The organism is Streptomyces sp. NPDC000151, assembly GCF_040301705.1.
Taxonomy (GTDB): Bacteria; Actinomycetota; Actinomycetes; order Streptomycetales; family Streptomycetaceae; genus Streptomyces.
The window spans coordinates 25,097-36,254 of the sequence record NZ_JBEPFC010000069.1; the positions used below are offsets into that span (position 1 = coordinate 25,097).

Genomic DNA, 11,158 nt, shown 5'->3' on the forward strand with positions numbered 1-11,158 from the left:
GCGGGGCAGCGGCAAAAGGGATATTCAATTCGTTTCGCCGCGCCGGCCGGCGGAAACCCGGCTCGGTGCGACCGCCGGAGCGGGCGGCGCCCGGCGCCCCCGCCCACGCCGGGATCGAGAGGTGGAAGATCATGCATCATGACGAGTTCCTGCGATCGGTACAGGCCGGAGCCGCGCTCCCCGACCACGGGGCGGCGGAGCGCGCGGTGCGGGCGACGCTGGAAACGCTGGCGGAGCGCATCCCCGACGGCCTCGCCGAACACGTGGCGGCCCAGCTGCCGCACGAGATCGGCGAGCACCTCCGCCGGGTGGTCGCCGCGCACGAGGGCGGGTCGGCCGAGCACCACACGGCGGAGCGGTTCGACCTGACGACCTTCGCCGCGCGGATCGCCTGGCGCGGCGGGGTCTCGGAGGACGCCGCGCTGCAGGAGGCGAGCGCGGTCTTCGAAACGCTGGACGCGGCGCTCGCGCCCGAGCTCAGCGAGAAGCTGGGCAGCGTCCTGCCGCCCGACATCCGCGAGCTGCTGCCGACGAGCCGGGTGGAGGACCGTTGACCGCGAACCGGGCACCTGACCTGCGTGCCGCCGTGATCACCGGGGCGGACTCCGGCATCGGCCGCGCCACCGCCGTACGCCTCGCCGAGCAGGGCGTGGACATCGGCATCACCTGGCACACCGACCGGGAGGGCGCCGAGGCGACGGCCGCCGAGGTGCGCGGCAAGGGCCGGAACGCGGCGATCGAGCGGATGGACCTCGCGGACCCGCCGGCGGCGGCGCAGGTCGTCGACCGGCTCGCCGAGCGGCTCGGCCGGCTCGACGTCCTCGTCAACAACGCCGGCACCGGCACCGCGACGCCCTTCCTCGACATCGGCCACGAGACGTTCCAGCACGTGGTGGACGTCGACCTCATCGGCCCGTTCCTCTGTTCCCAGCTGGCCGCTCGGCGCATGATCGACCAGGGGGACGGCGGCCGGATCGTCAACGTCACCAGCGTGCACGAGCACCAGCCCCGGGTCGGCGCCGCACCGTACTGCGCTGCCAAGGGCGGGCTGGGCCTGCTGACGCAGGTCATGGCCCTGGAACTGGCCGAGTACGGCATCAACGTGAACGCCGTCGCGCCCGGTGAAATCGCCACCCCGATGACCGGGCAGGAGGACGCGGACGTGACCGTCAAGGACCGGCCCGGCGTCCCGCTGGGCAGGCCGGGCGACGCCCGCGAGGTGGCCGCCGTCATCGCCTTCCTCGCCGGCCCGGACGCGGCGTATGTGACGGGGGCATCGTGGGCCGTCGACGGTGGCATGCTGCGGATGGGCCCGCAGGCCGGCTCCCACCTCACGGACCACAGCTGGCGCCGCCCCTGAGGCCCCTGCAGGCCTCGACACCGTACGGACGCCGCGGCCTTACGTGGCGCTGCGCTCGCTCTCGTCCCGGAGCTCGCGCTCCACGGCGCGGTTGCGGGCGTCGTCCGGGCGGCCGGCCGCGCTGCCGGGCCGGCCGGCCCTGAGCAGCTCGCGCCAGCGTTCCGGGCTCCAGTCGGCCGGCCGGGTCGTGGCGATGAAGTGCTGCACCGCGGCGAGGAAGCGGTCCGGATCGGCGGTGAAGGGGAAGTGCCCTGCACCCTCGAAGACCTCCAGACGGCTGCCGGGCATCGCGGCGTGCGCGCGGTACGCGTGCCGTACGGGCAGCACGCCGTCCCGTGACCCCCACAGCAGCAGGGTGGGCATGCCCTCGGCCAGGTAGCACCGGTCCAGCATGGTGATGACCTGGCCGCGCCAGTCGACCACCGCGCGCAGGCTGCGGACGAACGCGCTCCGGGACGCCGCGTCCGGGAGCGAGTCGACCAGCCGGAGCAGGGCCGGCGCGTCCTGCCCGAGGTCCGTGCCGAGGCCCTTGAGCAGCCCGACGACCAGCCGGGTCTGGCAGCGCATCCCCGGCAGGCCGAGCACCGACAGCAGTGCGGCGGCCACCGGCAGGGACACGGCCCGCAGGACGGGGGTGACCTCCCGGCCCACGCCGCCCGCGCTGACCAGCACCAGGCGCTCGGTGCGCTCGGGGAACTGGTACGCGAACTGCATGGCCACCCCGCCGCCGAGCGAGTGCCCGATCAGGGTCGCGCGGTCGATGCCGAGGACGCCGAGCAGGTCGCGGACGCCGTTGGCGTAGGCGGCGACCGAGTAGTCGGCGCGGGGCTTGTCGGAGGCGCCGTGGCCGAGCAGGTCGGGGGCGATCACGGTGTGGTTCCTGGCCAGCGCCGGGAGGACGCCCTCCCAGGTCGCGGAGGAGTCCCCGATGCCGTGCAGGAACACGAGGGCGGGTCCACGGCCCGCGAGCCGGAAGGCGCGGCGGTAACCGTGCACCACGTGGTAGCGCAGCTCCACGTCGTCCTGCACGCCCGACGCCCCCTCCCCCGGCCGTCTCCCCGTCTCCCCGCTTCTCCGTGCGAGCGTAGAAGGTGTAGCACCCCGACACCGTTACCGGAGCGTTTCGCGCCCGCTACGACGCTTCGCGACGGCCGCCGTGGACGCGTCCCGGCGGCGGGCGGCCGCGGGTGCGGGGCCGTCCGCACCCCGTGATACTGAAAGGCGGGCCGTGCGCAGCAGAAGCGAGGAGGTACCAGTGGAACGACTGCCCCCGGTGATGAGCGACCCGCTCACCAACCACGGAACGGCCTTCACCCGCGCGGAACGTGACCGTCTCGGCCTCGTGGGCCGCCTGCCCGACGGCGTACTCACCCTCGATCAGCAGGCGCGGCGCGCGTACGGCCAGCTGCGGCGGCAGCCCACCGATCTGGCTGCGAACATCTACCTGGAGCAGCTGCACGACCGTAACGAGGTGCTGTACCACCGGTTGCTGACGGACCACCTCGTGGAGCTGCTGCCCATCGTCTACGACCCGACGGTCGGGCAGGCGATCAAGGACTACAGCCACGAATACCGGCGGCCCCGGGGCGTGTTCCTGTCCATCGACCGCCCGCAGGACCTGCGCCGCTCGTTCGAGGCACTGCAACTGTCCGCCGACGACGTGGACATGGTCGTGGTGACCGATGCCGAGCAGATCCTCGGCATCGGCGACTGGGGTGTGCACGGCATCCAGATCTCGGTCGGCAAACTCGCGGTGTACACGGCCGCGGCGGGCATCGACCCCGCGCGCTGTCTGCCGGTGGTGCTCGACGTCGGCACGGACAACGCGCAGTTGCTCAACGACCCGCTCTACCTGGGCGTACGGCACAGCCGCGCCCGGGGTGAGGAGTACGACCGGTTCGTCGCCGACTTCGTCGAGACCGTGTCCGCCCTGTATCCGCACGCGCTCCTGCACTTCGAGGACTTCGGGCCCGGCAACGCCCGGCGCATCCTGGAGCGGTACGGCGACCGCCACCGCCTGTTCAACGACGACATGCAGGGCACGGGGGCGATCACGCTCGCGGCGCTGCTGTCCGCGCTGGACGTGACCGGTGTCCCGTTCCGCGACCAGCGCGTCGTGGTGTTCGGCGCCGGCACGGCAGGCGTCGGCATCGCCGACCAGCTGCGCGCCGCCATGGTCCGCGACGGCCTGGACGAGGACGCCGCGACCGGGCGTTTCTGGCTCGTCGACAAGCAGGGGCTGCTGCTCGACGACATGTCCGACCTGCGCGACTACCAGCGCGGCTATGCCCGGCCCGCCGCCGAGGCCGCCGACTGGACCGACGGCCGCCCCGTCGACCTGCTGACGACCGTACGGAAGGTGCGTCCGACCGTTCTGATCGGTACCTCGACCGTGCGCGGGGCCTTCACCCGGGAGGTGGTGGAGGCGATGGCCGAGCACGTCGACCGGCCCATCGTCCTCCCGCTCTCCAACCCCACCGAGCGGATCGAGGTGCTCCCTTCCGACCTGCTGGACTGGACCGAGGGCCGGGCGCTGACGGCGGTCGGCATCCCGGTCGAGCCGGTGGAGGCCGGCGGCGTGCGGCATGTCATCGGCCAGGCCAACAACGCGCTCGTCTACCCGGGCGTGGGCCTGGGCGTCATCGTGTCGCGCGCCGAACGGGTCACGCCGGGGATGCTCCGGGCCGCGGCCGAGGCCGTCGCGGGCCAGGTGGCCACGGGCGAGCCCGGGGCGCCACTGCTGCCGGAGGTGGAGAACCTGCGCGCCTCCTCGGCGACGGTCGCGGTGGCGGTCGTACGAGCGGCGGCCGAGGACGGCGTGGCGACGGTCGTACCGGCCGACCCCGTACAGGCCGTACAGGACGCCATGTGGCAGCCGGAATACGGGCCGGTGTCAGACCCGCGTCCCTGACTCACGGCCCTGACTCACGGCCCTGACCCGCGCCCCGGGAGTCCCTGGCCCTCAGGCGCGGTGCGGATCCACGCGGTGCCGGACCCAGACGTTGGGTTCGACGTAGGCCGCGTGGTCATGGGCGGTGTCGCAGTGCACGGGGACCAGGGCGCCGGGCACCTCGATGTCACCGTCGCGGTCGAAGGGCAGGCCGGTCCACCGCCGCCACTGGGCCAGGGAGCCGCTGACCGTCATCGACGCCGGGGCGATCCTCTCGATGGTGCCGCCGGCCTTGACGTGCACGCGTAGCCACGGGTCGGCCGGCAGTCCGTCCGCGCGCCGCCGGCGGACGTAGTCGGCCATGGGGACGCGCGGTTCACGATGCTTGGCCGTCGGGCGGACCGGGGCCAGCAGCACGTCGTGGCCCTGCTCGCCGACGGCGCTGCGCAGCGCCTCCAGCATCCGGTAGGACAGCCCGCGGCCGAGGTACTCGGTGTCCACCGTGATCTCCAGCGCACTGGCCGTCGTCGGCGGGTGCCCGTCGCGCCGGTCGTGGAACGCCCACCCCAGCACCCGGTCCCAGCCCCGGTCCGGCGTCTCCTCGCGGCCGTCGCGCCCGCCGTCGAAGGGCACGCTCAGCCCGCGCGCCACGACGCGGTCACCGTCCGTCGCCACCACGCAGTACTCGGGGAAGTCCGCGGCCACCCGGCCCAACAGGGCGTCCGCCACCGGGTCGTGCGGTATGAAGGCCGGCCAGGTCTCGGTGAGCTCGTAGAGACGGGGCAGCAGCGCCGGGCGCTCGGCGACGGGGGTGATCCGGATGCGGTCGGTGTCTGTCACAGCGCGGACGCTGCCACAAGGACACCGCTGCGGCCAGCGGTTTTCTCCGGCCCTGCGTGCCTGGCCGACAAGCGGCTACACGTCAGTGGCGCGGCAGCCCATGGTCGGAGGGCGGGGCACGAGCGCCGGCCGGCCGCCGACGGGCTCCTGCGCGCGCTTCGTTGGTCGTGGGCGCCACCTGGCGGGCAAGGTCAGGGGCTCCCGAACAGGGAGGAGTTGGCATGATCTTCTTCCGGCGGTCCCGCCTGAAGGCACGCGCCGTGAAGCAGAGGACGAGGCAGGCCGCCGGCCGCACCGCGGAGGCGCTGGACGCCCGGCTGCCGGTCGCCGAGGGCGGCGGGCTGCTGCGCAAGCCGTTCCCCGACCACTGGTCGTTCCTCCTGGGCGAACTGGCCCTGTACAGCCTGATCGTGCTGATCCTGACGGGGGTCTACCTCACGCTCTTCTTCAAACCCGACATGCACGAGGTGGTGTACCGCGGCGCGTACACACCGCTCTCCGGCATCCGCATGTCCGAGGCGTTCGACTCCACCCTGCACATCAGCTTCGACATCCGCGGCGGGCTGCTGATCCGGCAGATGCACCACTGGGCCGCGCTCGTCTTCATCGCGGCGATCGGCGTCCACCTGCTGCGGGTCTTCTTCACCGGGGCGTTCCGCAAGCCCCGCGAGGTGAACTGGATGATCGGGGTGACGCTCTTCCTGCTGGCGCTGGCGGAGGGCTTCGCGGGCTACTCGCTCCCCGACGACCTGCTGTCGGGCACCGGGCTGCGGATCGCGCAGGGCATCATGCTGTCGCTGCCGCTCGTCGGGTCGTACGTCAGCATGTTCGCCTTTGGCGCGGAGTTCCCCGGCCACGACATGATCTCCCGGCTGTACGGGGCGCACATCCTGCTCATTCCCGGCCTGATCCTGGCCCTGGTCACCGTCCATCTGATCCTGGTCTTCTACCTCAAGCACACCCAGTGGGCGGCCCCGGGCCGCACCAACCGCAATGTGGTCGGCAAGCCCCTCTTCCCCCACTTCATGGCCACGTCGGGCGGCCTGTCCCTCATGGTCTTCGGGGTGACGGCGTTCCTCGGCGGGGTGGCGCAGATCAACCCGGTCTGGGTGTACGGCCCTTACCGTCCCGACCAGGCGTCCACCGGCGCCCAGCCGGACTGGTACGTCGGCTTCCTGGAGGGCGCGCTGCGGCTCGTACCGCCGTGGGAGACGTCGGTCGCAGGCCACACCCTCATGTGGAACGTGCTGCTCCCGGCCGTGGTGCTGCCGCTCGCGCTGTTCGCGCTGCTGTACGCGTACCCGTTCGCCGAGGCGTGGGTGACCGGTGACCGGCGCGAGCACCATCTGTGCGACCGGCCGCGCGACCGGCCCGTGCGCACCGCGCTCGGCACGGCGGCCGTCAGCGCGTACGCGGTACTGCTGCTGGCCGGCGGGAACGACGTGGTGGCCGACACCCTCGGCATCTCCCTCAACGCCCTGACCTGGCTGCTGCGGACGGCGCTGATCGTGCTGCCCGTCGTCGTGTTCCTGGTGGTCAAGCGGGTGTGCCTGGCGCTGCGGGAAGCCGAGTTGGAGCGGCTGGCCGAGGGCGAGGAGACCGGGCGGATGCGCCAGACGGTCGAGGGCGGTTACGAGGAGGAGCACCGGCCGATGGGCGAGGAGGAGCGGTACGTGGTGCTGTACGGCAGCATGCCGGCGGCGCCGCCGCTGACGGCGGCCGGGCGGGACGGGTCTCCGGAGGAGGCCGACGGGGCCGGTGCGGACGGCGATGCCGGGCGGCTGCGGGCCGCGCTCAGCCATTGGTTCGCGGCGGCCTCGCACCCGCGCACGGACTCCCGGGAGCCCGGCCGTCAGCTGCGCGACCGGCGTCAGCTCCGCGACCGGCCGGCGGGCGGCTCGTCGCCGGACTCCTGACGGTCCTGACGCCCCGCGTACTGGAACACCATCTCGAAGACGCCGAGGGCCAGCACGCCCGCCCCCAGCAGCGCCAGCCACAGCCCGAAGACGACGCCGAGCGCGACGACCGTGAAGCCCGCGGCGACGACGAGGGGCCAGGGGCTGGCGGGCGGGAAGAAGTCCAGCGGCCCGGCGGTGTCGGCCACCTCGGCGTCGCGGCGGTCCTGCGCCCGCTGCCCGCGCCGCCGGTACTGCACGGCCAGGAAGAAGGCGACCAGCGCGGCCATCAGACAGGCCACGATCAGCACGCTGGCGCCCGCGGGGTCGTGGCCGTATCTGCCGTAGACGCCCGCGGTGACGGCGAAGAAGACCGCCACACCGGCGAAGAGAACGGCTTCGGTCTTCATGTGTCCTCCCCCTGCTCCTTCTTCTCCTCCGCCGGCTTCACGTGTGCCACTCCTTCTCCGGATGGTGCAGGTCAAAGGCGGGCGACTCGGAGCGGATGCGCGGCAGGGCGACGAAGTTGTGGCGCGGCGGCGGGCAGGAGGTGGCCCACTCCAGGGACCGGCCGTAGCCCCACGGGTCATCCGTGCCGACGCGCGTGCCGTACTTCGCGGTCTTCCACACGTTGTACAGGAACGGCAGCGTCGAGGCGCCCAGCAGGAACGCGCCGATGGACGAGACGGTGTTGAGGACCGTGAAGCCGTCGGCGGCGAGGTAGTCGGCGTAGCGGCGCGGCATGCCGTTCTCGCCGAGCCAGTGCTGCACGAGGAAGGTGGTCTGGAAGCCCACGAACAGCGTCCAGAAGTGGATCTTGCCGAGCCGCTCGTCCAGCATCTTCCCCGTCAGCTTCGGCCACCAGAAGTAGAAGCCGCCGAACATCGCGAACACGACCGTCCCGAACAGCACATAGTGCAGGTGCGCCACGATGAAGTACGAGTCGGTGAGGTGGAAGTCCAGCGGCGGCGAGGCGATCAGTACGCCGCTGAGCCCGCCGAGCAGGAACGTCACGAGGAAGCCGACCGCCCACAGCATCGGCGGTTCGAAGGAGAGGGACCCGCGGTACATGGTCCCGATCCAGTTGAAGAACTTCACCCCCGTGGGCACCGCGATGAGGAACGACATCAGGGAGAAGAACGGCAGCAGCACCGCGCCGGTGGCGAACATGTGGTGCGCCCAGACCACGGCCGACAGCATGGTGATCGCGACGGTCGCGCCGATCAGCCCGACGTACCCGAAGACCGGCTTGCGGGAGAAGACCGGCAGGATCTCCGTCACGATGCCGAAGAACGGCAGCGCGACGATGTACACCTCGGGGTGGCCGAAGAACCAGAACAGGTGCTGCCACAGGATCGCCCCGCCGTTGGCCGCGTCGAAGACGTGCGCGCCGAACTTCCGGTCCGCCTCCAGTGCCAGCAGCGCCGCCGTCAGCACAGGGAAAGCCGGGAGCACGAGGATCGAGGTGAAGAGCACGTTCCAGGTGAAGATCGGCATCCGGAACATCGTCATGCCGGGCGCGCGCAGGCACATGATGGTGGTGATGAAGTTGACCGCGCCGAGCGTGGTGGACACACCCGCCACGACCAGGCCCATGGTCCACAGGTCACCGCCGGTGCCCGGTGACCGGACGGCCCCGTTCAGCGGCGCGTACGCGAACCACCCGAAGGCCGCGGCCCCGCCGGGCACCAGGAATCCGCTCACCACCATCAGGGCGCCGAAGAGGTACATCCAGTACGACAGCGCGTTCAGGCGGGGGAAGGCCACGTCCGGCGCGCCGATCTGGAGCGGCATGACGGCGTTCGCGAACCCCGCGAAGAGCGGGGTGGCGAAGAGCAGCATCATGACCGTGCCGTGGATCGTGAACAGCTGGTTGTAGAGGTGCTCGTCGACGATCTGCAGCCCTGGCCGCGCCAGCTCGGCCCGCATCAGCAGGGCGAGTACGCCGCCGAAGAGGAAGAAGCAGAAGGACGTCACCAGGTACAGATTGCCGATCACCTTGTGATCGGTGGTCCGCGTCAGCCGGACCAGTCGCCTGCCCAGCGACGGGGCCGGTCGGTACACCGGCCGCACCACGCCGTCCGCCAGTTCGGTCACAGCCTCGCCTCCCGGGAACACGCCGACTCAGCGGCGTCCGAGTGCCCCGGCCGGCGGCGGAGAATCCGCACCGCGGGCCACCGGGACCAAACCGTCGCCGCTCCGGCTCCGAATGACTCGTGTACCGGAATTCCCCGGGCACCGGAATTCCCGGGTTCCGGACGGACGTCGTAGAGGATCACCGCGTGAAAGAAATCGTGCGCATCGGGGAGAGCCCGGCACCGGGTCCGGATCTGCCGGCGCTGATGGAGTCCGTCGCCCGCGGGGACGAGGAGGCGTTCTCGGGCGTCTACGACATCGTCGCGGGGCCCGTCCTGGGCGTGGTGCGCGGCGTGCTGCGCGATCACGCCCAGTCGGAAGAGGTGACGCAGGAGGTGCTGGTCGAGGTGTGGCGGACGGCGGCCCGTTACCGTCCGGAGCGCGGCGCGGCGATGAACTGGGTGCTGACGCTGGCGCACCGGCGCGCGGTGGACCGGGTGCGGTCGGCGGAGGCGTCGGCGAAGCGGGAGCGCAGGGCCGCGCTGCTGGACCGTACGCCGGAGTTCGACGAGGTGACGGAGCAGGTGGACGCCCGCCTGGAGCGGGAGCAGGTGCGCCGCTGCCTGCGGACGCTCACCGAACTGCAGCGGGAGTCGGTGTCCTTGGCGTACTACCGGGGGCTGTCCTACCGCGAGGTGGCGGAGCTGCTGTCGGTGCCGCTCGGGACGGTCAAGACGCGGCTGCGGGACGGTCTCATCCGGCTGCGTGACTGCCTGGGGGTGACCGCGTGACCGGCGCCGACCTGCACACCCTGACGGGCGCGTACGCCCTGCACGCCCTGCCCGACGACGAGCGCGCGGAGTTCGAGCGGCACCTGGCCGTGTGCGAGTCCTGCGCGCAGGAGGTGCGGGAGCTGTCCGCCACGGCCGGCCGGCTGGGCCTGGCGGTCTCCGTCACGCCGCGTCCCGGCCTCAAGGACGATGTGCTGCGGCGGATCACCACGGTCCGCCAGGAGGCTCCCCGTACGCCGCGGCCGCCGCACTCCGGACCCGTGTCGGCCCGGGCCCGGCGGCTGACGCGCTGGGCACTGGCCGCGTGTCTCGCCATCGCGGCGGCGCTCGGCGGCGTGGCGGTCTGGCAGCACGACCGGGCCGAGGACGCGCGCGAGGAGGCCCGGCGGGCCCAGCAGCACACGGAGGACCTGGCGGCGGTGCTGGGCGCGCGGGACGCGAAGGCCCGTACGGCCCGGTGGGGCAAGGAGGCAAGCGGTACGGTCGTCGTCTCGCGCAGCCGCGACCAGGCGGTGTTCATAGCCTCGGGGATGTCGAAGCCACCGGACGGCAAGGTGTACCAACTCTGGTTCGACGACAACGGAACGATGCGTTCCGCCGGGATGCTGGACCCGGCCCGGCCCACGGCCGCGGTCATGATGGGGCCGCTCGGCCGGGCGTCCGGCATGGGGATCACCATGGAACCGGCGGGCGGGTCGCCCCGGCCGACCTCCGCTCCGCTGACCATGGTGCACCTCCCCGCGTGACGCCCGCTCAAGGAAACCGTGCGCCGGTCCGATGAAGGACCACGTCGATCCCGTACAAGTCGAGCCAGTGCAAGTCGATCCAGTACGAGTCGATCCAGCAGAGGACCAACTCGATCCGGGAAAGGACCAATCCGCCGCCCGTCCGGCGACGGATTCCCCACGTGAGCAGAGACCAGAGATTTCGGGAAGCCCCGGCACGGGGCACGCGGCTGCGGGCACTGGCACCGGGAGCCCTCAGCGGGCTCCTCGCCGGATACGCGGCGCTGGCCGTCGCGGAGCTGGCGTCGGCGGCGGTGCGGCCGCAGGCCGGCCCGGTCGTGGCGGTGGGCGGCGCGGCGATCGACCTGACCCCGGCGTCGGTGAAGGACTGGGCGATCCAGCGCTTCGGCACGGCCGACAAGCTCGTCCTCCAGCTCGGCATCCTGGCCGTACTGGCGCTGCTGGCGATCGCCCTGGGCGTCCTCGCGCTGCGCCACCGGCGGCTCGGCGCGGCGGGCGTCCTGCTGTTCGGCGTGGTCGGCGCGGTGGCGGCGACGAGCCGGCCGGACGCGTCCGCCGCC

General features: G+C 72.4%; 10 protein-coding genes and 1 pseudogene. 7 read left to right on the top strand and 4 right to left on the bottom strand.

Going from position 1 to position 11,158, the window contains the following annotated elements; genetic code table 11:
- Positions 1–131: 131 nt before the first annotated feature.
- The gene (locus ABT381_RS20170) at positions 132–554 is read left to right on the top strand and encodes a DUF2267 domain-containing protein (protein ID WP_351595883.1); all 423 of its coding nucleotides are present in this window, start codon (positions 132–134) and stop codon (positions 552–554) included.
- Positions 551–1,360 (top strand): SDR family oxidoreductase, encoded by an 810-nt coding sequence (locus tag ABT381_RS20175; RefSeq protein ID WP_351595886.1) that lies wholly within the window; start codon positions 551–553, stop codon positions 1,358–1,360. The genes ABT381_RS20170 and ABT381_RS20175 overlap by 4 nt, the downstream gene beginning before the upstream one ends.
- 39 nt (positions 1,361–1,399) lie before the next feature.
- On the opposite strand, the gene ABT381_RS20180 is transcribed toward ABT381_RS20175, so the two are convergent.
- Complete coding sequence (locus tag ABT381_RS20180; protein WP_351595889.1) at positions 1,400–2,389, bottom strand: alpha/beta fold hydrolase; 990 nt, start codon at positions 2,387–2,389, stop codon at positions 1,400–1,402.
- 226 nt (positions 2,390–2,615) lie between these two features.
- Here ABT381_RS20180 and ABT381_RS20185 point away from each other — a divergent pair, with 226 nt between their 5' ends.
- The gene (locus tag ABT381_RS20185; RefSeq protein WP_351595892.1) at positions 2,616–4,271 is read left to right on the top strand and encodes an NAD-dependent malic enzyme; all 1,656 of its coding nucleotides are present in this window, start codon (positions 2,616–2,618) and stop codon (positions 4,269–4,271) included.
- Between the two features lie 51 nt (positions 4,272–4,322).
- Here the strand turns inward: ABT381_RS20185 and ABT381_RS20190 are convergent, their stop codons facing one another.
- The gene (locus ABT381_RS20190) at positions 4,323–5,090 is read right to left on the bottom strand and encodes an N-acetyltransferase (protein WP_351595895.1); all 768 of its coding nucleotides are present in this window, start codon (positions 5,088–5,090) and stop codon (positions 4,323–4,325) included.
- 221 nt (positions 5,091–5,311) lie between these two features.
- Here ABT381_RS20190 and qcrB point away from each other — a divergent pair, with 221 nt between their 5' ends.
- A complete protein-coding gene (gene qcrB, locus ABT381_RS20195) occupies positions 5,312–7,006 on the top strand; it encodes a cytochrome bc1 complex cytochrome b subunit (protein WP_351595898.1) in 1,695 nt (564 codons plus the stop codon).
- Here the strand turns inward: qcrB and ctaF are convergent.
- Positions 6,961–7,395: an aa3-type cytochrome oxidase subunit IV gene (gene ctaF / locus ABT381_RS20200; RefSeq protein WP_351595901.1), complete on the bottom strand. Its 435-nt coding sequence runs from the start codon at positions 7,393–7,395 to the stop codon at positions 6,961–6,963. The two genes, qcrB and ctaF, sit on opposite strands and share 46 nt — an antisense overlap.
- 37 nt (positions 7,396–7,432) lie before the next feature.
- On the bottom strand, positions 7,433–9,061 hold the full coding sequence (ctaD, locus tag ABT381_RS20205; protein ID WP_467753891.1) for an aa3-type cytochrome oxidase subunit I: 1,629 nt from the start codon (positions 9,059–9,061) through the stop codon (positions 7,433–7,435).
- Positions 9,062–9,267: 206 nt separating this feature from the next.
- Between ctaD and ABT381_RS20210 the strand changes: the two genes are divergently transcribed.
- The 3 genes and pseudogenes from ABT381_RS20210 to ABT381_RS20220 all read left to right on the top strand — a co-directional run.
- The gene (locus tag ABT381_RS20210) at positions 9,268–9,852 is read left to right on the top strand and encodes a sigma-70 family RNA polymerase sigma factor (RefSeq protein WP_351595904.1); all 585 of its coding nucleotides are present in this window, start codon (positions 9,268–9,270) and stop codon (positions 9,850–9,852) included.
- Entirely contained in the window at positions 9,849–10,598 is a 750-nt protein-coding gene (locus ABT381_RS20215) for an anti-sigma factor (RefSeq protein ID WP_351595907.1), read from the top strand. The genes ABT381_RS20210 and ABT381_RS20215 overlap by 4 nt, the downstream gene beginning before the upstream one ends.
- Positions 10,599–10,759: 161 nt before the next feature.
- Positions 10,760–11,158, top strand: a pseudogene (locus ABT381_RS20220) (molybdopterin-binding oxidoreductase); the annotation flags it as partial.